This window comes from Kiritimatiellia bacterium, assembly GCA_018001225.1.
Lineage (GTDB): Bacteria > Verrucomicrobiota > Kiritimatiellia > CAIQIC01 > JAGNIJ01 > JAGNIJ01.
On record JAGNIJ010000016.1, the window covers coordinates 27,115 to 50,092 of the forward strand.

Genomic DNA, 22,978 nt, shown 5'->3' on the forward strand with positions numbered 1-22,978 from the left:
GCGCCGTCTAATAAGGAGCGCCCATGAAACGCCTCTCCGCATGCGCGCTGATGACCCTCGGGGCCTCTGTCCTTCTCCTGACGGCGGCCGGCGCTCCGGCGTGGTGGCCCTTCGGCAAGGAGGCGCCCAAGCCAACCAGCATCGACGTGGTTCGGCAACAATACGCGAATGAAGTTTACGAGCTTCAGAAAGAATACGACCAGAAGGCGCGGCACCTGCAGCGAAAAGACGGCACCGTGGATCCGAATAGCCAGCAATATAAAAAGCTGCAAAACGAATACAACGCGAAAAAGGCCGAACTGCTGAGCAAACACGCGCACCCGGGAACCGAGGCCTACAACAATCTAAAAAAAAGTTTCGGCGAGAAAATCACGAACACGGGCAGCATGCCCCGCGGCCCCTACTCGGACTTTGATTTGACCGTCGATGACCCCGGCACGGGCAAAGCCGTGGCGGAGCAGTTGAAAGGGAGCGGGCACAAGGTCACCTACAACAGCGAGATGGGATGCTGGATAGACCATACAACGGACTCCATGATCTGGGAACCGGGCACGCCCGAGCAGTTGAAGAACCGCGTCAGCAATCCGGAAGGCTACACGCGGGCCGGCGCCCTGGCGTCCGAGAACATTCCATCATCCAATGCTCAATACGATCCTGAAGGCCACGTCGAGGATCTCCACAAGAAATACCAGGCGGCCAAGGCCAAGGGCGATGTGCGGACCATGAACAAGATCCTGGTCAAAATGCAGAAGGCCACGGGAGTAACACCGGATCCCGGCGCCACGCAGATGCGGATAGACGCCGATCCCTTCGCATCCGGCGAGCAGACCCTGGGCGAATCAGAACAGGTGCGGCTCGAAAAAGAAATGAAGCGACAGCAAACCATGGAGCAGGAGGTCCAGAAAGCCCGGGAAACAGCCAGGAAGCAATCCGAGTCCAACACCCGCATGCGAAAGGATCTGGCCAAGCAGGAGCGCGCGTTGGGCAACGAGAAATCCGCCCAGGAATACGAGCAGGCCAACGAGAAGATTAAGAGGACCGCGCCCCCCGGAGAGGAGCAGACCGGCAAGGGATCCAAGGGCACAGAGACTTCAAAACCCGGCGGGTCCAAGGGTGAGCCTCCGCCAGAAGGCACGCCTCCCGGTGAGAAACCGCCCCCTTCAGAGCCGACGGGGAAATCGCCGGGGACGCCCAAGGTACCGTCCAAGCCGCCCGCTACTCCGCCGCCGGAGGTGAAGACGACGACGCCCAAGACTCCATCGGAGGCCAAGCCAACACCTCCAAAGACTCCGCCGCCGGAGGTGAAACCACCACCGCCGGAAGTCAAGCCGACGTCGCCAAAGACTCCACCGGAGGTGAAGCCAACCCCGCCGGAGGCGAAGCCAATCCCGCCGGAGGCGAAGCCAACCCCGCCAAAGACTCCACCGCCGGAGGTGAAGCCAACGCCGCCGGAGGTCAAGCCAACGCCACCGGAGGTCAAGCCAACGCCACCGGAGGTCAAGCCAACACCGCCGGAAGTCAAGCCGACGGCGCCCAAGACTCCACCGGAGGTCAAACCTACGCCACCGGAGGTGAAGCCAACACCCCCAAAGCCTCCGCCGGAGGTCAAACCTACGCCACCGGAGGTGAAGCCGACCACGCCGGAGGTGAAGCCAACCTCGCCGGAAGTGAAGCCGACCACACCCGAGGGGAAACCGTCTCCGACGGAAGTGAAGCCGACTACGCCCGAGGGGAAACCGTCTCCGACGGAGGTGAAGCCAACGACCAGTTCAGGGAAGCAACAAGCTGGGACACCACCTAAAGTCTGGGGATCATCCGTACAGCCGTCTTTCAACGAAATGGCGGGAAATGTAATCGAAAAAGGCGGGCAGATTTTGATGGTCGTGGGGGCTGGGATGACCGCCCACGCCGTGCTCACTTCCGAGGCGGGAGAGGAGCGGGCGGTTGTCGCCGGCACATCGGCCGCGGGCTGGGGTGCAGGCTACGTAGGAGGCATTGTCGCCGGTGGAGCCGCGGCCGGGGGGCTTGCGTTAGTTGGAGCCTCATCCATCGCGGGTGCTCCGATTGTGGTGGCGGGCGCGGCCATCGCGGGTGGCATCGTGACGGCCGGGTACGCCAGCGAGTACACCGCCAACAAAATGAGCGAGGCCATCCACAAGGAAGAAAACGCCGCCAAAGCGAACGAGAGGCAAGCCATTGCCGGCCAAAAGGAATGGTTCTTGCAGAAAGGACTATCCAAACAGCAAGCGGAGTTCTACGAGTACAAGTTGAAAGTGGCCAACAAGCACAATCTCGACAGCTCGCGCATCTGGAAAGATATCAGAAAAGAAGTGGGGAAGATCGAACAGGAGAAACAGTCCGCCGCCAAAGCGCCTCCCCCCGCGAGTAAAACGCCTGTCACAACTTCTAAGCCCGCCACTCCTGCGCCCCCAACTTCCACGCCCAAGCCCCCGCCGGTGCAGGTGACGCGCACCACGCCCAGTTCCACGCCGACGCCGACCGTGCCGCGCACCTCCACGGGCACGACTCCAAGCTACACGCCCACGCCCTCCACGCCGCCGCCGTCCGGCGGCAGCGCGCCACCCGCTCCGCCGACCGTTCAGCGGCCGCCCACCGGCGGCGGGACCGGTCGAGGGCCGCGCGCCCCGCCCCGGGAAGGCGGCGAGAGCAGACCGCCGCCCGTGGCAGAACCACGAGGCACACCCCCGCCGGCGCCCCCTCCCCCGCGCGCGCCGGAGGAGCCGGAAGGAGCAAAAGGCCCGCGGACCGTTCGCAAGGGAGAGGTCAAGGGCAGCGACGGGAGCTCCATAACTCTGGTGCACAACGTGGATGAAAATGGGAGGGTGATTTCCGAAACCCGTACGACCCGCAACTCCAAGGGTGAAGTCACTGACGTCACAACCATCCCCGGTGGCGGCGATCAGACTGCCCTAGCCGGCGATCCGGACGTCGACAACACGGCCAGAACGAGAGCGGCGACGGAAGGCGCGGGCCAGTCCCGCGGGAGCGGGGCGTGCCCCAGGTGCGGAGGGAATTCGTCGACGCTGTGCAACGACCTCGTGAATGCATTCACCGAACCTCCGACGTTCTATCACTACACAAAATGCGACGGGTGCGGCTACATATCCAACCCCTCCTACTCCGGTGGCGGAGCAGGCGAGGCCGCCGGGAGCAAGCCCAGCGGTGAGGGAACGCAAACCCAGGAGGCCAGCTCCGAAGCGGGCGGGGAAAAGGCCAAGGAAGAAGCTGAATACATCGTGCGAACTCCGGAGGAGATCAAAGCGGAAATCGCCACTCTAGAGACCGAATTTAACGAATTCAAGCGACACTATGACCCGAACGGGCCATGGCGAGGTGAGAAGTATAGCGGGAACAGGTACAGATGGTATGAGGGAGGCCTCACCGCCTTGAACCGGGAGCTCGCATTTTCAGAATGGTATTCTGCCAATCCTGAAGGACTAAAGGAGCTGATGGCTTGGACAAAACAGACGCTTGGCATTACACTAGATCCGTCTAAGGCATACCCTGAAACTATTCGGCTGTGGGACGCGTGGCAGGCCGAGAAACAGTCCCAGCCCCAGGAAAAAGGCCTGGTGGACCTTCGCGCCGCCGAGGCCGCGCCTGAAAAGAGGGAGGTCCTCGTCGATGACGTCGAGACCGACGCGCTGGGGGGAATGATCCGGCAGCGCAGCGAGATCACGGACCGGAAGACGGCGAACGGGTTGGCCTCGATGGGCGCGAACTCGGAGCTGCAGCGCGCGTCGAACGTCGGGAACGAGACGCTCAAGGGCGCGAAGCAGACGCGGGACCAGGGTGGGCAGGAGGCGCTCGCCATCGCCGCCGCCGGCCAGCAGGCGGTCCGGATCGAGCAGAACAAGAACAAGGACCAGTTGCTGAACGCCGTCATCAACGGCGTGGGCGCGGGCGTGAAGACCACGGCCGGCCACTTCGGCACGGAGATGGGCAAGGGCGTGGGGAACAAGATCTTTGACTCCGGGAAGAAGGAAACAAAGACCGCGAGCACGGGCGGAACGGGCAGCCCTTCGGGCGGGAGCGGGGGCGGTGGAAGCAGCGGAGGGCACAGCGGCGGCTCGCCCGGCGGCAGCCAGGTGGCACAGACTCCCAAACATCATCCTTCAGGTAGCAGCAGCGGACACTCCGGCTCGGGCGACGACCCCGGTTATGGCGAGTCCGTGGACCCCGGCACCGGCGAGGAGTATCCAAGCGGGGGCGATTACGGTGTTTCCAAGGACCCGGGCGGCGGGGACTACCCGAGCGAGGGCGGCGGAACTATCGTTTCGGGGGATCCCGATGAGTACGAGCACGAGGATCCCGTTTATGGCGGGTATGTGGAGCCGCCGGAGCCCCCTCCGTCGCCACCGGTGCGGGTAGACATTCCCGTCAAGCCCAAGCCGCAGATCATCTGCCCGCACTGCGGGCGGCCGGCCGAGAAGCTAAGCAGCGCGAGCTCCGGTTACGGCTTTAAAGACGACAAGGGCAATTACTACAACCGGCATGGAAGCATCGAAAATGCCTGCCCGGCGTGCATTGCCGCCTGGGAGCAAAAAATGAAACCGCAATGAGGATTGCTTCAAGAGCGGGGCGCCGGATGAGCACGAACAGAAATATACCCATCATATTCACCATCAGCCTGACCGCGATCCTGCTCGGCGCCCTCCCCTGCCGCGCGGAGGAGGGCGCCCGGGCGGCGGAGAGCATCTGGGCCGCGGAGCCCGCCCCCGCCGCGGCGCCGGCCCCGGCGGCGCCGGATTTCAGCGCGCAGATCGCGAAACTGGAGCAGGCGGTGGCGGAGCTGGAAAAACTGCTCGGGAGCCCCCGCGGAATACGGGCGCGCCAGCCGTTCGAAAAGCGGCTGGGCGACCTCGAAACACGGCTTGATAAAATCGAGAAAAGGCTTAATGATCTCGAAACTCGGTTGAGACGGCAGGAAAGCCGCAAGTAGAGAAAACGCCATTGTCGAGGAGGTCCATGATCATGATACGCAACACCTGTATGATGGGCCTGGCCGCCCTGCTGCTGGCCGGCTGCAAGGGCACGGAGCCCCGGGTCGTGCGCCCGCTGAACGGCCCGGACGTCGCGCCGGAGGAACGCGCGGCGATGCAGACCCGGATCTTCCCGGCATCCGAGGACGTGGTCTTCGCCGCCACGGTCTCCGTGCTCCAGGACCTGGGCTGGAAGCTCGACACCGTGGACCGCGCCAGCGGCATGATCCGGGCCTCGACGGAGAAGCGCCTCGAGCCGCTCGGCCCCAAGGAGGAGAAGAGCGGCAACTTCGAGTGGCGCCGGACGGCGATCAAGAAGCGCTCATCGGAGAAGGACCAGTGGACGCGCTGGGACGAAATGGTCGCGCACATCGAGAAGTGGCCGCCGGACCGGACCAGCCAGCGGATCGTCCTCACCCGCCGCGGCTCGCTCCCCGCGATGTCCTATCCCGCCCGGGTGGACAAGCGGGACGTGATCATCAACGCCCCGGCCAAGGAAGAGTCCGTGGAGATCCAACTGGACGACGTGTACAGTACGCTGTTCCAACGCATCGAGAAAGCCATCCGGGAACGCACCCAGAACAAGTAAGGAGCCCTCTCGTGAAGAACCTGCACATGCTGACGGCCGGACTGACCGTGTTGCTGATCGCGGGCTGCGCCTCGCCCAAGGACAAGTACTTCCTGGACACGAAGACCAAGGCGAACATCTACATGATGCCGAAGCACCACAAGATCCACAAGGTGGCCATCATGCCGTTCAAGGCGCCCACGGAGCTGATCGGCAACTCGGTCTCGGACATGCTGGTGACCGAGATGCTGCGGATGGAGCGCTACGAGCTGGTCGAGCGCGGCCAGATGGCCCAGGTGCTGAACGAGTCGGAACTGTCGCTGGCCGGGCTCTCGGCGGCCAAGGCCGTGGAGATCGGCAACATGCTCGGCGCCGACGGCGTGATCATCGGCACGGTGGACGAGTACGGCACGACCGCGATCGGCGGGCGGGCCTATCCCGTGGTGGGCGTCTCCGCGCGGCTGATCGATTGCGAGACCGGCAAGGTGGTCTGGAGCGTGGACCTGGCGGAGCGCGCGGAAAAGAAAGACGTCGCGCTGTCCGCGCACGCCCGGTCCGTGGTGCACAACATGGTGGCGGCGCTGTACGCGGAGTGGCGCAAGCGCCAGTAAGCCGGAGGTCTCCATGAAGCGGGTTCTGTCCTGGTGGCTGGCCGGCGCCCTGGCCCTGATGGCCGGGTGCCAGGCCCCGAAGACCGTCGAGGAGGACGAAGAGGAGGAGTTGGCCGAGGAGGTCGAGCGGGCCCGGTTGACCTCCCAGATGCCGCGGGTGATGCTCCTGGTGGACGAGCAGAGCCTGGGCACAATCCCCACCGCCGAGGTCGAGGCCATGGCCATCGAGATGCTGCTGGACCAGAACGTCCAGGTCGTGGACCAGGACATGGTCCAGTCCAACCTCGGCAAGGGCCAGGAGGTCATGAAGATGGCCGGCGACAACCGGGGCGCGGCCGCCCTGGGCCTGCAGTTCGGCGCGGACCTCGTGCTGATCGGCGAGGTCGTGGCCAAGCCCTCGGCGCGGCGCATCAGCGATTCCAACCTCCGCTCCTACCAGGCCGCCGCGACGCTGCGGGCCGTCCGCACGGATAACTCCGCGACCATCGCCTCGGCCTCCGAGGACGCGACCGTCATCGGGCTCGACGACGTCGCGGGCAGCGCGAAGGCCATCAAGGCCGCCGGGAAAAAGAGCCTGGACCGGCTGGTTCCCGACATGCTGGACTCCTGGACGCGCACCGGCGGCCGGCGGGCCGCCCGCCTGAACCACGTCACCGTGACTGTGGGCGGCGTGGACCAGATGTGGAAGCTCAAGGCCATCCGCGAACAGCTGATCGGCCTGAAAAAGCAGACGGCCAACGTGGTCCAGCGCAATTACACCGCCGGCGTGGCCATCTTCGAGCTGGACTCGCTCGTGCCGATCGAGGAGCTGTCGGAGACCATCGTGCTGAAGCCGCCGGAGGACATCAAGTTCCAGGTGCTGGAAGTCGGGGCGGGCAACATCAACCTGAAAGTCGCGAACTAGGAAGGTGACACGGCCGTCCCCGGCCGTGAAGAGCGCGGGCGGGACGCCCGTGTCACCTTTTACGGAGACAGGTCATGCATCTATCCTGGCGATCGGTTCTTCCCGGGCTGGCAGGCTTGCTGTGCGCCTTGTCCCTCGCCCGCGCCGCGATCCCCGAGTCGGCGTCGGGCGTCCTGATGGCCAATTACCTGCGGTACCTGCTCCTCGACCAGGTGGAGACGCAGGGCGCGGACATTATCGCGAACGCGCCGGCCGCCACGCGGGGCGGCCTGCAGAACGCGCTCGCCGGGTGGACCGGCGGGCTCCAGGAACAGATCCGCCGCGACCTGGAGGCCCGCCTGGGCGACAGCGCCCGGGAGCAGTTCGAGGGCTTCATTGACGCGTTCTCGCGCGCGGAGCAGGCCGGGGACATGGCCTACCTCCAGTCCCTCGGCGCGGACACCGGCTGGCCGGGCCCGCCCTCCTCCGACTTCGAGGCCTTCCGGATGTGGGGGCTCGGCCAGTGGCTGTCGGACGAGGTGGACAGCGGCGTCAGTCTCCTCGCGAACCTCGAGCGGAGCGCCGCGCCGCCGCCGGCCGCGGCCCCTCCCCAGCGGCGGTCGAATCCCCTGCGCGACGCGGAGGCCGAGGCCGCCCCGCTGGAATACGAGGCGCCCCCGGAGGGCGCGCCGCTGCAACGGTTCGGCGACCTGCGCGAGGAGCGCCGCCAGAAGGCCCTCGATCAGGCCCAGGCGGGCATGCAGCAGGTGGCCGCCGAGCGCGAGGCCTGGGAGCAGGAGTACGCCAGCGACGTCGCCGCCAAGGCGCAGGCCGAGGCCGAGGCGATGAAGAAGCAGGCCGAGCGGCTCGCCGCCACGGACCAGGAAGCCCTCGAGCAGGAGAAGAACAGCCTCAAGACCAAGCTCATCGGCGTCCTCGCCGGCGGCGTGGAGGCCGGCGTCGGCGGCTTCACGGGCGCCATCGGCACCCGCCTCGCCGACGAGGCCGTCAACGAGATCTTCAAGTAAAACTGGAGGCGGGGCGCCCCCGCCCCGCGGCTTCAGATTTCCAGCAGGCCCATGAACAGGGCGACCAGCAGGAACAGCAGCACCACGAACAACCCGATGGTGTAGACCGGCAGCGGGCTGCCGTCCTTTTTGCGCCGGTCCATCTTGGAGAAATACGCCAGGACCGACAGCGCCAGCGAGAGCAGCAGCACGCCGAGGAAGGTCAGGAAGTTGAACCGCGCATGGGGCACCGGCCCCGCCCCCGGCGAGCCCGAGCCCCGCATTGCCGCCGGCCCGACCAGCGGCAGGATCATGCACAGGAACAGGAACGACAGCCCCGCCGCGAGGGACAGGAGGTTCCCCACGATCGGCCGGGCGAAAAACGGCTCCGGCTCCGCGAGGACCGGCGCCCGTCCGTCCCTTTTCTGTTTGGCCGGCTGCTGCTTCATGGTGGCTTGGACAGTACCGGCGCCCCGCCGTTGAATCAAGCCGGAAGCATCGCCCCTGTAGCCGGGACCGGCGGTCCCGGCCACAGGATGGCGCGCGGTCAACCGTTCACGACCTCGTCCAGCGTGAACCGAACCGCCACGGCCTCGCGGCGGCTGGTGATCCGCGCCTCGGCAAACCGGGTCGGGGTCTTGACCGTCCCGGCGAGGCACTCGCCCGCGACGCGGCACCGGACCTTCTTCCACGGCCCCTTCCCGATCCGGACCTCGGCCGATTTCACGCGCGCGCCCTCCGGCAGGGCCGCGCGCAGCACGCAGTCGCGGCGCGCCGGCATGCCCGCGTACTTCCCGCGCGGCGCCGAAACGGCCAGCTCTATCGTCTTCCCGCCGCACCGGCCGCGCACCGCCGTCCGGGCGAACTCGCCCTTCTCGCATTTCCGGCTCTCGCCGTCGTCCTCGTACAGCTCGTACGACGAATCGGCGAGCGGGTCGGGGTAGTAATCGAAGTGGATCTCGCGCGGCGTGGCCGTGCCCAGCGCGGCCGGCGGAGGTTGGCAGGGGATGATCGCGCCCCGGCGCGCGTACGTCGGGATGCGATCGAGCGGGATCTCCACGTGCCCGTCCCGCAGGCCTGTCACGGCCTCGCCCGTCTCGAGCTCGCGCCAGGCGCCGGGCGGGAAATAGGCCCGCTTGCGGTACAGGCCGCTGTTCTTGTCCGCGGGCCCGTCCGCCGGAATCACCAGCAGGTCGCGGCCGATCAGGTACTGGTGCTTGCGGCCCAGCGCGCCGCCGTCGTTGTCGTTGTATTCCAGGTAGAGCGGACGGATCAGCGGCAGGCCCGTGTCGTGCGCCTCGCGCGACAGGGTGTAAAAATACGGCGCCAGGGCGTAGCGGATGCGCGCCTGCTTGCGAAAGATCGCCTTCGCGCGCGGGCTGAAGCCCCACGGCTCGCGCACGCCGTGGTGGCTGTGCGTGCGGAACACGGGGCTCATCGCGCCGAACTGCGACCAGCGAACGAAGAGCTCCTCTTCGATCTCCTGCCCGAAAAACCCGCCGATGTCGTGCGACCAGTAGGCCGCCCCCAGGTTGCCGCTGCGCGCGGTGAACTCGACCTGGTGCTGCAGCACGCCCCACTCCGATGGCGTGTCCCCGGAGAACTGGACCGGGTACCGATGCGAACCCACCCCGCCCCAGCGCGAGAGGATCAGGCCCCGCTTGCCCGTCCGCTCCTCGGCCAGCTCGTAGTACAGGCGGTTGGCCCAGAGCTGGCTGTCCGTGCCGTCGAACGGCGGCTTGATCCAGCCGTCCACCCACCAGAAATCCATGCCCTCGTCGAATCGCGGGCCCAGCAGGATGTCCTTCCAGGCCTGCACGGCGTCCTTGCGCGACCAGTCGCAGGCCCACTGGCCCTGGTGCGGCAGCGCCCCGAGCCGCCTCGCGACGGCGGGCAGGTGGCTGTCGTCCGCGGGCAGGCTGTCATAGTGGTCGTAGCCCGGGTGATCGTTCAGCGAGGTCCGCACGCCCAGCTTGTGCAGCGCCGCCAGCGCCTTCCGCGGGTTTGGGAAGAATTTCGGGTTCCAGTCGTACCCGCCCCATCCGTGGCGCCAGTCGGTGTCGATGATCATCACGTCGATCGGGATGCCTTCCCGGCGGTATCGCTTCACGAGGTCGATGAATTCCTTGTCCGTGTAGGCGTACCAGCGCGAGTACCAGAAGCCGAACGTCCAGCGCGGAACCATCGGAACCTTGCCGAACACCGTCGTGAAATCCTTCAGCGCGCCCTTGTAATCGTTCCCGTACGCGAAGAAGTAGCCGTCGAACTGCACCACGCTCCCGAGGCTCTCCGGCCAGTCGTGTTTCAGGCTCCAGTAGACCCGGTGGTCGTCCTGGACGAAGTGTCCACCGTCGGTGCTCAAGATGCCCTCGACCGGGAAATGCGCGGGCCCGCCGCACCACTTCCACTGGTCCAGGCAACGGGTCACCGTCCCGAGGTTGCCGCCGTCGCGCTGGCCCGGCGTCCAGGTCATCGGGTGCCCGACGTGGTTGCGGTGATGGATCTTCAGGTTCGCGGCCGAGAAGCACTGGCCGTCGTCGGTATAAACCAGCTCGAACTTCGGCGTCCGGAGCGTCAGCGTCTTGCCCTTCAGCGCCGTCTCGGCGGCCGCCGGCTTCGCGGGCTTGCGCCCGACCAGCAGCGACGGCCCCTCGGCGAACCGCCCGCCGTGGCTGTACTCCAGCCGTACACAGCCATCGGCATATACCGTGAACCGCGCATTCCCCAGTACGACCGGACTTTGTTTCATCTTCATCAGGACAATCGCCTTCCGCAATTAAAGCGTTTTACTATTAGGAAATATTTGCGATTATGCGCGGACGACTAGTGATTGCAAGCGGTATTTTCCGTCGGCGGAGCGACGGAACTACAGGACGGCAACTGTAGCTCCGGCGCTCTGTCGCCGGAGCCAACCGGCTCGCTCCCTATGGAAGCCTTCCTTCTGCCCGCCAGACCTGCCCCTCGTCCGCCGACCGGGAGCGCTCGATCCAGCGCGCGAGGGTCGGCTCGATGGCGACAATCGCCAGCGACTCGTCTTCCGGAGGCGACGCTTCCTCGGGTGCGATCCCTTCCTTCTCAAGAAACGAGCGTATGGCGGAGAGTTGCGTGCCGGGAGCGTTCTGGAATAGCTTCATGACGCGCCCCCGCTCCTCCCCCTGCAGGATCCGGGCCTGACCCGTCACCTGGAGGGAACGCACCTGGTCGAACTTCGGCGCCGGCTCCCACACGGTGTAGGCCACGGCAGGATTCCGCTCGATGTTCCGGATCTTGTTCGTGTCCGGCCTGGCCCGCACGTAGACCGTCAGCCCCTCGCTGAAATAGACGACCGGGCTGACGTGCGGTGCCGCGCTCCCGTCGGCTGTGGCCAGCGTCAGCATCCAGTGCCCCGCCAGCCAGTCGGTGATCTTCTGGGTCAACTCCTCGTCGGACAGCGGCGGCAGCGGCGGCTCGGTCCAAGACGCCCCCGACACGCCGTCGATGGATTCCCCGGCGACAGCCGGGAGGACCAGCGCCACGCCCGCCAGCAGAACAAGCCACGCCTTCATCACATCCCTCCGGGTTCGGATGTCAGGACGATGGAAGATACCCCGCTCCCGCGGGCTTTCAACTCGTGCCGGCGAGTTGGCCGAACTTGAGGGCGTCGGCTTCGGCGGTGACCTCGATGGCCTCGGAGCCGGCGAGGTGGCCGCTCAAGAGCTCCTCGGCCAGGGGATCCTCGAGGTATTTCTCCACGGCGCGGCGCATGGGCCGGGCGCCGAGCAGGGGATCGAAGCCCTTGCCGATGAGGAACTTCCGGGCCGGTTCGGAGAGGTGCAATTCGATGTTTTTCGCCGCGAGGCGCTTGCGAATCTTCGCGACCTCCAGGTCGAGGATCTGCTCCATGTCCTCGATCCCGAGCTGCCGGAAGACGATGACTTCCTCGACGCGATTGAGCAGCTCGGGCCGGAAGACGCGCTTGGCCTCGTCGAGCATCTGCCTCTTCAACGCGTCGTAGTCCGCGGCGGCATCGGCGCGGCCGAAGCCCATCGCCCCCCCCTTGCGGACGAACTCGGACCCGAGGTTGGAGGTCATCAGCACGACCGTGTTGCGGAAGTCCACGCTGCGCCCGAGGCTGTCGGTCAGCTTGCCCTCCTCGAGAATCTGCAGGAGGATGTTCATCGTGTCCGGGTGCGCCTTCTCGATCTCGTCGAAGAGAACCACGCTGTACGGGCGGCGCCGTACCTTCTCGGTCAACTGCCCGCCCTCCTCGTAGCCGACATAGCCCGGCGGCGAGCCGACCATGCGCGAGACGTTGAACTTCTCCATGTACTCGGACATGTCGATCTGGATCAGCGCGTCAGGGTCGTCGAACATGAACTCGGCCAGGGCCTTGGCGAGCAGGGTCTTGCCGACGCCGGTGGGGCCGAGCAGGATGAACGAGCCGATCGGCCGGCGGGGATCCTTCAACTCGGCGCGCGAGCGGCGCAGGGCCTTGGAGATCGCGGCCACCGCGGCGTCCTGCCCGATGACGGTCTTGCGGATGTTGGCCTCCATCTGGAGGAGCTTCTTGGACTCGAGGTCGGCCATCTTGGTCAGCGGCACGCCGGTCCACTTGGAGACAATGTGGCGGATATCCTCGGCGTTGACGGTGACGATCTTGCCGTCCTGCTCCTTGCGCCACGCCTCCATGGCCTTGTCGGTCTCCTCGCGGGCCTGGCGCTCCTGGTCGCGGAAGGCGGCGGCCTGCTCGTACTGCTGGAGCTTGATCGCCTCCTCCTTCTGCTTGCGGATCTCCTCGATCTTCTTCTCCTGCTCCTTGAGGTCGGGCGGCCGGGTCATGGCGGAGATGCGGCCGCGGGCGCCGGCCTCGTCCATGACGTCGATCGCCTTGTCCGGCAGGTAGCGGGCGGTCAGGTAGCGCGAGGACAGGTGGACGGCCTCGACGATCGCCTCGTCGGTGATCTTCGCGTGGTGGTGCTCCTCGTAGCGCGGGCGCAGGCCGCGGAGGATCTCGACGGCCTCCTCGATCGTCGGCTCGCGCACGGTGATGGACTGGAAACGGCGCTCCAGGGCGGCGTCCTTCTCGATGAACTTCCGGTATTCCGCCAGGGTCGTCGCCCCGACGCACTGCAACTCGCCCCGGGAGAGCGCGGGCTTGATGATGTTGGAGGCGTCCATGGCGCCCTCCGCCGAGCCCGCCCCGACGATGCTGTGCAGCTCGTCGATGAAGAGGATGATGTTCTTGTTCCGGCGGATTTCGTCCATGACGGCCTTGATCCGCTCCTCGAACTGGCCGCGGTACTTGGTGCCGGCGACCATCAGCGCCAGGTCGAGCGTGACCACCCGCTTGCCGCGCAGGAGCTCCGGCACGTCGCCGCGGACGATGGCCTGGGCCAGGCCCTCGACGATCGCGGTCTTGCCGACGCCCGCCTCGCCGAGCAGCACGGGGTTGTTCTTGGTCCGGCGGCACAGGATCTGGATCACGCGCTCGATCTCGTTCGCGCGGCCGATGACGGGGTCGAGCTGGCCCTTGTTCGCCAGGTCGGTCAGGTCGCGCCCGAACGTGCTCAACGCCGGGGTCTTGGAGTCCTTGGCGGGCGGCGGCTTGCCTTCCGGGCCGGGGCCGTCGGCCGGTTCGCCGGGCGGCGGCTCCAGGGAGGGGTCGTAGGCCGGGTCGAGCTCCTTCATCACCTCGACGCGCGCCTTCTCCAAGTCCACGTCGAGATTCTTCAGGACGCGGGCGGCGACGCCTTCGCCCTCGCGGAGCAGGCCGAGCAGGAGGTGCTCCGTGCCGACGTAGGCGTGTTTCAGGGCGCGGGCCTCGCTGCCGGCGAGCGCGAGGACCTTCTTCATGCGGGGGGTGAAGGGTACGTTGCCGGCGGTCTTCGTCGCCGGGCCGACGCCGACGGACTTCTCGACCTCGAGGCGCACGGTCTCGAGGTCGATGCCCATCTTGCGCAGGACATTGACGGCCACACCCTGCCCCAGCGCGATCAGGCCGAGCAGGAGGTGCTCCGTGCCGACGTAGCCGTGGTTGAACCGGTCGGCCTCCTTGCGGGCCAACTGGATCACCTGTTGCGCTCTGGGCGTAAAATTGTTCATGTCCAATCGCCTATGCCGGCTTCAAGCCGCACTCCGCCAGGACCTGCCGCACCTGCTGCGCCCGGGCCACGTCCCGGTTGCGCGGCTTCAGCTTGCGCCCTTCCTTCTTCTGGAGGTGCGCGGGCTGCGTGACGACGAGCAGCTCGTCCAGCGGCCGCCGGTCCTTGCATTTCAATATACCCATTTCCAGGCCCAATCGCAACCCGGACACCAGGTCCAGCGTTTCCTTGGAAGCCAGGATGTGCGCATTCTGGAGGATTCCGAGCGACCGCCCGACGTGGTCCCGCAGGATGGGCTCCTTGCGGTCCCGCAGCCGGGTCCGTGCGTTTTTCTCGTGCTCGACGATCTCCAGCACGATCTGCTCCAGGCTGTGAACGATCTCCCCCTCCTTCTCGCCGAGGGTGATCTGGTTGGACACCTGGAACATGTTGCCGACGGCCTCCGTGCCCTCGCCCCAGAGGCCGCGCACCGCCATGCCGATCTTGGTCACTCCCTTGATCACGGGGTTGATCTCGTTCATCAGGACCAGGCCGGGCACGTGGAGCATGACGCTGGCGCGCAGACCGGTGCCGACATTGGACGGGCAGGCGGTCAGGTAGCCGAGGCGGGGCGAAAAGGCATAGCGCACGCGGCTCCCGAGTTCGTCGTCCAACCGGCTCATGACCTCCCAGGCCTCGCGGATATCGAGCCCGGGCCGGATGACCTGCATCCGGAGGTGGTCCTCCTCGTTGACCATCACGGCCACGCGCTCGTCGGGCGTGCCGACCAGCCCGCTGCCGCGACCCTTGCCCGCCTGCTCGCGGCTGATCAGGTGCCGCTCGAACAAAATCTGCCGGTCCAACTCGTCCAGCTCCTCCATCCCCAGGGCGTAGGATCCGGCGAGGGTCGGCGCGGCCTGCAGGATAGCCCGCAGGGATTGCCAGATCTTCTCGCACTCCTCCTCGCCCGCCCAGCCGGGGAAGGCCGCCTCCTGCAGGTTTCGCGCCAGCCGGATCCGGCTGCTGACCACGGCGCCGGAGTCCCCGGCGGCCAGCCAGGCGGCCGGGCGGCCGATGAGATCGCCCACATTCACGGGCTCCCCCCGCCGGGCGGCGCGGCCCGCGCGGCCTGGATGAGATCCCGGAGCCGCGCGGCCTCCTCGTAGCGTTCCCCGGCCACGGCCTCTTCCAGCGCCTTCTGCAGCGCGGCCAGGCCGGAGTCGCCGGCCGGGGCCGGCGCGGCCCCGGCCGTTCCGGGGGCCTTGCCGACGTGCTGTTCGCTCCGGTGCATGCCCTTGATCAGCGGGCCGAGCTCGCCGGCGAACGCGTCGTAGCAGTCCGGGCAGCCCAGGCGGCCGGTCTTCTTGAAATCCGAGGGCCGCATGTGGCAGCGCGGGCATGCGTGCTCGCCGGCGGCCGGGCGCTTGCTCTCCGGCTCGATCGCCTTGCCCAGGCCCATCAGCAGGTCGGAGATGGAGACCGGGCCGTGGACGTCGAGCCCCTTCTGCGCGGCGCACTCCTCGCAGAGGTGGACCTTCTTGACGGAATCGTCCACCACCTGCGTCAGGTGCACCGTCGCCTCATGCTGTTTGCAGGATTCGCAGAGCACGGCCGTCCCTCCCGGCGTCAGGCGATCGGGGTTCCCGACCGCTGGGCGTAGGCGTGGAAATGCTTCGCCAGTTTCCGGGTCACGGGTCCCGGCCGGCCGTTTCCGATCACGCGCTGGTCCACGTTCACGACGCTGATGATCTCCGCGGCGGTGCCGGTCAGGAACACCTCGTCGGCGGTGTAGAGGTCGTAGCGCGTCATCACGTTCTCGTTCACGGTCAGCCCGTGCTCGGGCGCGAGTTCCATGACCACGGCGCGGGTGATGCCCTCCAGCGAGCCGCACCACGGGGGCGGCGTGAGCAGCGTCTTGCCGCGCAGCGCGAACACGTTGTCGCCGGACGCCTCGGCCACGTAGCCCTGCGGGTTGAGCATGATGCACTCCATCACGCCGGCGTTCATGGCCTCGATCTTGGCGAGCACGTTGTTGAGGTAGTTCAGGCTCTTGATGCGCGGGTTGACCGCCTCGGCCTGGTTGCGCATCGTGCCCACGGTGATGATGGACAGCCCGGTTTCGTAGAGCTTCTTGGGATAGAGCTGGATCCCGCCCGCGATGATGATCACCTGCGGCTGCTTGCAGTTGAACGGATTGAGGCCCAGCGTGCCCACGCCGCGGGTCACCACGAGCCGGATGTAGCCGTCCCGCACGCCGTTGGCCCTGCAGGTCTTCACCACGGCGCGCGCCAGGGCGTCCTTCGCCATCGGGATGACCAGCGCGATCGCCTTGGCGCTGCGGTACAGGCGGTCGAGGTGCTCGTCGAGCTTGAACACGCGCCCGTTGTACGCGCGGATGCCCTCGAACACGCCGTCGCCGTAGAGCAGCCCGTGGTCGAACACCGACACCATGGCCCGCGACTCGTCCACCAGCCTGCCGTTCAGAAAGATCTTCATAGCCGCCGTTCTCCAATGGCGGGGGACTCTAGCACACCGGCGGGGCTATGCCAAACATCCATCTTTCAGGCGCAGGCGGCGGCCGCAGCGGCCGGCGACGTCCTCGTTGTGCGTCACCAGCACGAGGGTGCGGCCGCGCTCGCGGGTGAGCCCGAAGAGGTGGGCCAGGACCTGGTCCCCCGTCTCGGAATCCAGGTTGCCCGTGGGCTCGTCGGCGAGGATGAGGTCGGGGTCGTTCATCAGGGCGCGGGCCAGCGCGGCGCGCTGCTGCTCGCCGCCGGAGAGTTCCGCCGGCCGGTGCGGCGCGCGGGCGCCGAGCCCGACGCGGTCCAACAGCTCCGCCGCGCGCCGGCGCAGCCGCCCGGCCGCGCGGGCGGCGCCGAACCGGCTCATCGCCGGCAGCATCACGTTCTCCAGCACGTCGAGCTCCGGCAGGAGGTAATAGGACTGGAACACGAAGCCGATCCGCGTCGCCCGGACCTCGCTGCGCGCGTTCTCGGACAGGGCGTAGAGATCCCGCCCCTCCAGCCGCACCGCGCCCCGGTCGGGCCGGTCCAGGCCGCCCAGCAGGTGCAGCAGCGTGCTCTTCCCCGCGCCGCTGGCGCCGGTGACCGCGACCGACTCGCCGGCGCGGACGTCGAGCGAGACGCCGCGCAGGACGGGGATCTCCGTCGCGCCGACGCGGTAGGTCTTGTGCAGGCCCTGCGCGCTCAAAAAGAGGCCGCGGGAGGCGGGGTCATTCATAGCGCAGGGCCCTCACGGGATCGAGCTTCGCGGCGCGCCAGGCAGGGATCAGGCCCGCCAGCGTGCAGATGACCATCACGGCCGCGGCGACCAGGCCGATGTCCGTCCACGAGATCACCGCCGGGATCTCGCTCAAGTGGTAGAGCTCCTTCGGCAGCAGCTCCAGCCCGAACCGCCGGTTGAGCCACTGCATCAGCGCGTTGCGATACTGGAGCACCAGCAGGCCGGTCCCGACACCCGCGACGGTGCCGATCAGCCCGTCGATCCAGCCCTGCCAGATGAACACGCGCATGATGCTGCCGGACGGGAACCCGAGCGCCTTGAGCAGGCCGATCTCGTGCGTTTTCTGCACGGTGATGGTGATCAGCGTGTTCGTGATGCCGAACGCGGCGACGACGGTGATGAAGATCAGCAGGAAGAACATCATGTTCTTTTCCACGCGCAGCGCGGCGAAGAGCTGGTGGTTCTGCTCCATCCAGGTCGTCACGCGCGTCCCGGGGCCGAGCTCCTCCTCGATCCGCGCGGCGACGACGTCGGCATGGTACGGGTCGTCGGTCATCACCTGGATCCCGTGGACGCCCTGCTCCAGCCCGTACAGGTCGCGCGCCCGGGGCAGCGAGGTGAGCAGGAACCCCACGTCAAACTCCCACATGCCCAGCTCGAAGATCCCCGCGACGGTCAACTCCTCCGGCAGGTAGATTTCGTCCGCTGCCGTGAAGTTCTGCGGCGAATAGACCAGCAGCCGGTCGCCGGGGATGACCCCGAGCTGCCCGGCCAGGTCGCGCCCGATGACGACGTTCTCGTCCTCCACGTTGAACTCCCCGTCCACCATGTGGTCGGGGATGCGGCTGACGGTCCGCTCCTGTTCCGGGTCGATGCCCCGGGCCATCGGCGTGTAGACGCGGTCGTTGTGCTGGACAAAGACCAGGCCCTGCACGAACGGCGCCGCGCCGGTGACGCCCTCGATCCTCCGGATTCGCTCGACCAGCTCGTCCTCGTTCTCAATGACCTCCCAGCCGCCGACCGTGACATGCGCGTTGAAGCTCAAGATCTTCTCGCGCCACATCTCGTCGAAACCGCTCATGACGGAGAGGACGATGATCAGCACCGCGACCCCGAGCAGCACACCGAGCACGGAGATCACCGTCACCACCGAGAGGAACGTCCGCTTCGGCTTCAGGTACTTCAGCGCCAGGTACAGGGAAAACGGTAACGCCATTTTTTTTACCGCGGATTACGCGGATGATTGTTTTTATCAGCGCCCATCCGCGCCATCCACGGTTTCTTATGTTTTAGGTTTCAGCTGCGGGAAGAGGATGACGTCCCGGATCGCCTCGGCGCCGGTCAGGACCATCAACAGGCGGTCGATCCCGATGCCCATGCCGCCGGCCGGGGGCATGCCGTGCTCCAGCGCGGTCAGGAAGTCGTGGTCCACCTTGGCGTCGTCGCCCTTCGCCTGGGCCTCGAGGCGCCGGCGCTGCTCGAGGGGATCGTTCAGCTCGCTGTAGGCCGGCGCGATCTCGCGGCCCTGCATGACCAGCTCGAAGACGTCCACGGCCGACGGGTCGTCCGCGCAGGGTTTCGCCAGCGGGATCAGCTCCGCCGGGAACCGCGTGACGAAGACCGGCCCGGCCAGCGTCTTCTCGACGAGCTTCTCGTAGATCTCGTGCGTCACGTCGAGCTTCGTCCACTCCGGCGCGACGGCGAGGCCCATCCCCTGCGCCCGCTCGCGCGCCCGGGGCAGGTCGAGCTCGAACCAGTCCGCGCCGGCCTTCTCCAGGATCAGCTCGCGGTACGGCTTCTCGGGCCACGGCAGGGCCAGGTCGTACGGGTGCTCGGCGCTCCCAACCTTCAGCGAGCCGAAGACGGTCTGCGCGACGTGGGTGACGAGATCCTGCACGAGGCGCATCATGCCGCGCACGTCGGTGTAGGCCTCGTAGAGTTCCAGCATCGTGAACTCGGGGTTGTGCGACCGGTCGAGGCCCTCGTTGCGGAAGTTGCGGTTGAGCTCGAAGACCTTGTCGTAGCCGCCGACGAGCAGGCGCTTGAGGTACAGTTCCGGCGCGATGCGGAGGAACATGTCGTGGCCGAGCGCGTGGTAGTGGGTCTTGAACGGGTTGGCCGTCGCGCCGCCGGCCATGGCCTGGATCATCGGCGTCTCGACCTCGCGGAAGCCGCGATCCGAGAGGAACTTCCGGATCGCGGCGATGGCCTGCGTCCGGCGGTCGAACAGCGTCCGGACGTCGGGGTTCGCGATCAGGTCGAGGTAGCGGTAGCGGTAGCGCGTCTCGACGTCGTGCAGGCCGTGCCACTTCTCCGGCAGCGGCAGCAGGGCCTTGGCGAGCAGCGTCCAGCCGTTGACCTTCAGGCTCTGCTCGCCGGTCCGCGTGACGAACAGTTCCCCTTCGGCGCCGACCTGGTCGCCGAGGTCGAGGAGCTCGAACGCCTCGAAGGCCTGGTCGCCGACGGCGTCCTTCTTGACGTAGACCTGGAGCCGCCCGGTGCCGTCCTGGAGGTGGGCGAAGATGCTCTTGCCCATCTGGCGCTTGGACACGATGCGGCCGGCGACCCGGGCGGGCTTCTGCTCGGCGAAGGCCGCGAGCACCTCGGCCAGCCGGCCCGTGCGCTCGAAGGGCGCGCCGAACGGCTCGTAGCCGAGGGCTTGCAGCCGGCGCATGTTCTCGATGCGCTGCTGCCGGAATTCGTTCTCGCGCGGCCCCTGGTCCATGGTTTGTCTCCTGCGACGGTCCCAGAGGATAGGAGCCGCCTCCCGGCAAGTCAAGGAAGGCGCGGCCGCCCATCAGCGGGGGAACAGGAGCACGGGGAAGAGCGCGGCGACGCCGGCCGTGACGCCGAAGCGCGCGCCGAGGAGCACAGCCGTCAACATCAAGGCCGCCCAGATTCCGATCTGCAGGGCGGGCGCGCGGACGGGGGCGCCTTTTCGCCGCCAGCGGCGATGGGCCTTCGCCTCCGCGCCGATGAACAAGAGCCCCAGCCCGAAGTACACCGCGGAGGCGACGACCACGATCGGCGGGAGCGCTCCGCCGGTCCGGGTTTCCATCCCCGGCGCCGCGCGGCGCGTGAGGTTGTAGAGGAGGCAGGCCTCGCCCAGGAGCGGCGCGTTCGCCGCGTTGGAGAGGAGACGCGGGGTCAGCCACGTGCCGTTCGGCAGGGGCCAGCCGAAGACGGTCATCTGCGCCGCCAGCGGCCAGGCGCGGTCGAATCGGCCCATGATCCGCGAGGCCGCGACGCCGAACGCGCTGGCCGACACCCCCACCCCGCCCAGGACCGGCCCGGCGTCCACGTCCATGTACCAGTCCCCGCCGCCGAGGTCGCGCGGGAACTCGCGGAAGCCGCGCAGCCCGTACTTCTCCTGCCAGAACCAGCGCTCGTAGCGCGCGTACCAGTCGCGCGCGACGTCCGGCCACAACTCGGGCGCGCTCATGAAGGCGTACGAAATGCCGCAGCCGCGCGCGGGGCCGTGCACCACGCCGCGGACGGGATCGGCCGCGTAGGGCGGCAGGCCTCGCGGGTCCAGCAGCGTACCCTCGAAGCCGCGGAGCGAGCGCGCGGCGAAGGCGGAGTGGTCCGTGCCGAGCACGCCGTCCGCCCGGCGGATCGCGGCAACGGCCATGAGCACGTCGAGCGGATAGCACTCGCCCGGATAATCGTTCAGGATGCCATGCGGCGAGCGGTCCAGCTCGGTGGACAGGGTCTCCACCTGGTCGCGCAGCATGGGCAGGTGGCGGGCGTCGCCGGTGAGGCGGTGATGGCTGGTCATCGCGGCGATCAGCAGCATGCGATAGAACACGTTTTCCCTATGCAGGTAATCGTCGCCCCAGTGGAGCTTGACCCAGGCCGCGTGGCCGGGATCGAGGACCAGGTCCGTCGCCGCCTCGATCGCGCCGCGGGCGAACTCGCGGGGCGCGGGCCCGCCCGGATTCGATGGCCGCGCCCAGTCTTCCTGCAGCGATTCGACGGACCAGAGGTAGAACACCGACCCGAACAGCGGCCATTCCGTGCCGGCGATCTCGTTGAGGTGCAGACCCTCGGCCTTGCCGCTGCCGATCCGGCCGCGCGCCCAGCGTTCGTAGCGGGGCGTCAGGTCGCGGAACAGCCGCCACGCGGCGCGGGGGATGGCGTCCGAACGCAGCGCGGGATCGGCGAGATTCCGAAGGACGGCCAGGCCCGGGAGGATGAAGAAGTACAGGCTGATGACCGCCGCCAGGCCAAGGTTGACGCGGCGGGCGAAGCGGGCGGTTAGTCGAATCTTTTCGTTCATGACCGGCATATGTCTCTGCTTCCGGAGTAGGCCCGGCTCGCCCTCGAGCCGAGGCCCGTCATACCAAGTCTCATCGTAATGCCGGCGCTGGCGTCGAGGGCGACGCCGCGCTACTCTTCCTCCCCCGCACCACATCGCCGATCAGGGCGCACTCGAGGCCGAAGGGGAGATAGCCGGCGTAGCCCAGCAGCGGCATCTCGAAAAGATGGAAGCGGTTCACGAAGGGCACGGCGTAGATCCAGCGCGCGAGGCTGTGGAAGTTCCACATCTCCCAGAAGAATCCGCAGATGAGCGCGGAGGCCGCCAGCAGCGCGGCGCGGCGTGCGACGCGGCCGTCCGGGCCGGGCTCCAGGAACGGCCGGCCGGCGAGCATCCGCAGGGCGGAAATCACGAGTAGGGGCGAGACCCAGAGCAGCGGGAACAGGATGTCCGGCCACACGGCGAGGAAGGCCAGCCCCAGCGCGGCGACCGCCAGGAGCAGGACGGCGACCCACGATCGGCCCGGCGCGGGGCGGCTCGCGGCCGCCGGCGCGCCGAACACCGAGTCGAGCAGCTCGTAGGTGCCCAGCACGGCGGGCAGGACGGTGGAGAACGGGAGCGTGGCCTCGACGAAATACTGGAGCGGCGAGATGGCCTCAACCCCCGCGTAATACCAGTTCTGCACGAAGCGGTTCAGGTACTCAAAGTACCACCAGAACACCGCGCTGACGGGAAAGAGCGCGAGGAAAAAACGCGGCCGGGCGGTCATCATGCACGAGCCCGTCCGGCGACAAACCAACGCGTTGACAACGACGATGTAGCCCAGCCACAGGGGCGTGAACGTGAACCGCTGCAGCGGGGCGAACCACGGGAAGCGGGTCCAGGCCAGCACCCAGGCCCCGGCGGTGAAGGCCACGCCCAACCAGCCCCAGGCCGGGAACGGGCGCGCCGGGTTCGCGCGCGGGCGGGCGGCCCAGGCGCGGGCCAGCAGTCGAACCATCGGCACGAACAGCGCGAGCGCGAGCAGGGCCAGCACAACGAACGCCGGCCACGAGAACCCCGCGTGCTCGACATAGCGGGTCAGGGGTGGAAACTCGAGATAGCGGGCCACCGGATAGCCCTTGAGCCGCACGCCAATCAGCGGCAGGGCGACCAGCGCCGCCGCCACCGGCAGTCCGAACAGCCCTTTGCGCACCGGGTTCATCCGCCCATCAGCATAGCGTATTCAGCTCTCTGGATACAGACCGCGCCGCAGGCCTGGCGTTCACCGATGGCGAGGCCTTGCCTCCGATTTCCGGTTCGAAAGCCGGCGTCCCACATCGCAGGGTGCGGCGGGGGCGACGCCG

The 22,978-nt window shown here is 67.6% G+C and carries 18 protein-coding genes; 6 read left to right on the forward strand and 12 right to left on the reverse strand.

Going from position 1 to position 22,978, the window contains the following annotated elements; genetic code table 11:
• Window positions 1-23 precede the first annotated feature (23 nt).
• From KA248_07105 to KA248_07130, 6 genes are all read left to right on the forward strand, one after another.
• Complete coding sequence (locus KA248_07105; protein MBP7829670.1) at window positions 24-4,583, forward strand: hypothetical protein; 4,560 nt, start codon at window positions 24-26, stop codon at window positions 4,581-4,583.
• A gap of 26 nt (window positions 4,584-4,609) precedes the next feature.
• Window positions 4,610-4,963 (forward strand): hypothetical protein, encoded by a 354-nt coding sequence (locus tag KA248_07110; protein MBP7829671.1) that lies wholly within the window; start codon window positions 4,610-4,612, stop codon window positions 4,961-4,963.
• A 26-nt stretch (window positions 4,964-4,989) separates the two neighbouring features.
• On the forward strand, window positions 4,990-5,592 hold the full coding sequence (locus tag KA248_07115) for a hypothetical protein (GenBank protein MBP7829672.1): 603 nt from the start codon (window positions 4,990-4,992) through the stop codon (window positions 5,590-5,592).
• An 11-nt stretch (window positions 5,593-5,603) separates the two neighbouring features.
• Window positions 5,604-6,182: a DUF799 family lipoprotein gene (locus KA248_07120; GenBank protein ID MBP7829673.1), complete on the forward strand. Its 579-nt coding sequence runs from the start codon at window positions 5,604-5,606 to the stop codon at window positions 6,180-6,182.
• Between the two features lie 13 nt (window positions 6,183-6,195).
• Window positions 6,196-7,086 (forward strand): hypothetical protein, encoded by an 891-nt coding sequence (locus KA248_07125; GenBank protein ID MBP7829674.1) that lies wholly within the window; start codon window positions 6,196-6,198, stop codon window positions 7,084-7,086.
• A 74-nt stretch (window positions 7,087-7,160) separates the two neighbouring features.
• Window positions 7,161-8,093, forward strand: a complete 933-nt coding sequence (locus KA248_07130) for a hypothetical protein (protein MBP7829675.1) — start codon at window positions 7,161-7,163, stop codon at window positions 8,091-8,093.
• 32 nt (window positions 8,094-8,125) lie between these two features.
• Here the strand turns inward: KA248_07130 and KA248_07135 are convergent, their stop codons facing one another.
• The 12 genes from KA248_07135 to KA248_07190 form a co-directional block, all read right to left on the reverse strand.
• Window positions 8,126-8,521, reverse strand: a complete 396-nt coding sequence (locus tag KA248_07135; GenBank protein MBP7829676.1) for a hypothetical protein — start codon at window positions 8,519-8,521, stop codon at window positions 8,126-8,128.
• A 98-nt stretch (window positions 8,522-8,619) separates the two neighbouring features.
• Window positions 8,620-10,827, reverse strand: a complete 2,208-nt coding sequence (locus KA248_07140) for a DUF5110 domain-containing protein (GenBank protein MBP7829677.1) — start codon at window positions 10,825-10,827, stop codon at window positions 8,620-8,622.
• 169 nt (window positions 10,828-10,996) lie between these two features.
• Window positions 10,997-11,617, reverse strand: coding sequence for a pyridoxamine 5'-phosphate oxidase family protein (locus KA248_07145; protein ID MBP7829678.1), 621 nt, complete (start codon window positions 11,615-11,617; stop codon window positions 10,997-10,999).
• 58 nt (window positions 11,618-11,675) lie between these two features.
• Window positions 11,676-14,153 (reverse strand): ATP-dependent Clp protease ATP-binding subunit, encoded by a 2,478-nt coding sequence (locus KA248_07150; protein MBP7829679.1) that lies wholly within the window; start codon window positions 14,151-14,153, stop codon window positions 11,676-11,678.
• Window positions 14,154-14,163: 10 nt separating this feature from the next.
• On the reverse strand, window positions 14,164-15,225 hold the full coding sequence (locus tag KA248_07155) for a protein arginine kinase (protein MBP7829680.1): 1,062 nt from the start codon (window positions 15,223-15,225) through the stop codon (window positions 14,164-14,166).
• Window positions 15,222-15,740 (reverse strand): UvrB/UvrC motif-containing protein, encoded by a 519-nt coding sequence (locus tag KA248_07160; protein MBP7829681.1) that lies wholly within the window; start codon window positions 15,738-15,740, stop codon window positions 15,222-15,224. Before KA248_07160 ends, KA248_07155 begins: the two co-directional genes overlap by 4 nt.
• Window positions 15,741-15,757: 17 nt before the next feature.
• On the reverse strand, window positions 15,758-16,627 hold the full coding sequence (gene ilvE, locus KA248_07165; GenBank protein MBP7829682.1) for a branched-chain-amino-acid transaminase: 870 nt from the start codon (window positions 16,625-16,627) through the stop codon (window positions 15,758-15,760).
• 45 nt (window positions 16,628-16,672) lie between these two features.
• Window positions 16,673-17,371 carry an ABC transporter ATP-binding protein gene (locus KA248_07170; protein ID MBP7829683.1) on the reverse strand — a complete coding sequence of 233 codons (699 nt, stop codon included), beginning with the start codon at window positions 17,369-17,371 and terminating at the stop codon, window positions 16,673-16,675.
• Entirely contained in the window at window positions 17,364-18,590 is a 1,227-nt protein-coding gene (locus KA248_07175; protein ID MBP7829684.1) for an FtsX-like permease family protein, read from the reverse strand. Before KA248_07175 ends, KA248_07170 begins: the two co-directional genes overlap by 8 nt.
• Before the next feature lie 66 nt (window positions 18,591-18,656).
• On the reverse strand, window positions 18,657-20,099 hold the full coding sequence (lysS, locus tag KA248_07180; GenBank protein MBP7829685.1) for a lysine--tRNA ligase: 1,443 nt from the start codon (window positions 20,097-20,099) through the stop codon (window positions 18,657-18,659).
• 72 nt (window positions 20,100-20,171) lie between these two features.
• Window positions 20,172-21,653, reverse strand: a complete 1,482-nt coding sequence (locus KA248_07185) for a hypothetical protein (GenBank protein ID MBP7829686.1) — start codon at window positions 21,651-21,653, stop codon at window positions 20,172-20,174.
• A 70-nt stretch (window positions 21,654-21,723) separates the two neighbouring features.
• Window positions 21,724-22,836 carry a hypothetical protein gene (locus KA248_07190; GenBank protein MBP7829687.1) on the reverse strand — a complete coding sequence of 371 codons (1,113 nt, stop codon included), beginning with the start codon at window positions 22,834-22,836 and terminating at the stop codon, window positions 21,724-21,726.
• Window positions 22,837-22,978 lie beyond the last annotated feature (142 nt).

Excerpts from the sequence above, each read along its gene's own strand:
- KA248_07130 (MBP7829675.1), top strand. The coding sequence starts at position 7,161 with ATGCATCTATCCTGGCGATCGGTTCTTCCCGGGCTGGCAGGCTTGCTG.
- KA248_07145 (MBP7829678.1), bottom strand. The coding sequence starts at position 11,617 with ATGAAGGCGTGGCTTGTTCTGCTGGCGGGCGTGGCGCTGGTCCTCCCG.
- KA248_07150 (MBP7829679.1), bottom strand. The coding sequence starts at position 14,153 with ATGAACAATTTTACGCCCAGAGCGCAACAGGTGATCCAGTTGGCCCGC.
- KA248_07110 (MBP7829671.1), top strand. The coding sequence starts at position 4,610 with ATGAGCACGAACAGAAATATACCCATCATATTCACCATCAGCCTGACC.
- KA248_07185 (MBP7829686.1), bottom strand. The coding sequence starts at position 21,653 with ATGAACGAAAAGATTCGACTAACCGCCCGCTTCGCCCGCCGCGTCAAC.
- KA248_07170 (MBP7829683.1), bottom strand. The coding sequence starts at position 17,371 with ATGAATGACCCCGCCTCCCGCGGCCTCTTTTTGAGCGCGCAGGGCCTG.
- KA248_07140 (MBP7829677.1), bottom strand. The coding sequence starts at position 10,827 with ATGAAGATGAAACAAAGTCCGGTCGTACTGGGGAATGCGCGGTTCACG.
- KA248_07105 (MBP7829670.1), top strand. The coding sequence starts at position 24 with ATGAAACGCCTCTCCGCATGCGCGCTGATGACCCTCGGGGCCTCTGTC.
- KA248_07135 (MBP7829676.1), bottom strand. The coding sequence starts at position 8,521 with ATGAAGCAGCAGCCGGCCAAACAGAAAAGGGACGGACGGGCGCCGGTC.
- KA248_07190 (MBP7829687.1), bottom strand. The coding sequence starts at position 22,836 with ATGAACCCGGTGCGCAAAGGGCTGTTCGGACTGCCGGTGGCGGCGGCG.
- lysS (MBP7829685.1), bottom strand. The coding sequence starts at position 20,099 with ATGGACCAGGGGCCGCGCGAGAACGAATTCCGGCAGCAGCGCATCGAG.
- KA248_07175 (MBP7829684.1), bottom strand. The coding sequence starts at position 18,590 with ATGGCGTTACCGTTTTCCCTGTACCTGGCGCTGAAGTACCTGAAGCCG.
- KA248_07115 (MBP7829672.1), top strand. The coding sequence starts at position 4,990 with ATGATCATGATACGCAACACCTGTATGATGGGCCTGGCCGCCCTGCTG.
- ilvE (MBP7829682.1), bottom strand. The coding sequence starts at position 16,627 with ATGAAGATCTTTCTGAACGGCAGGCTGGTGGACGAGTCGCGGGCCATG.
- KA248_07125 (MBP7829674.1), top strand. The coding sequence starts at position 6,196 with ATGAAGCGGGTTCTGTCCTGGTGGCTGGCCGGCGCCCTGGCCCTGATG.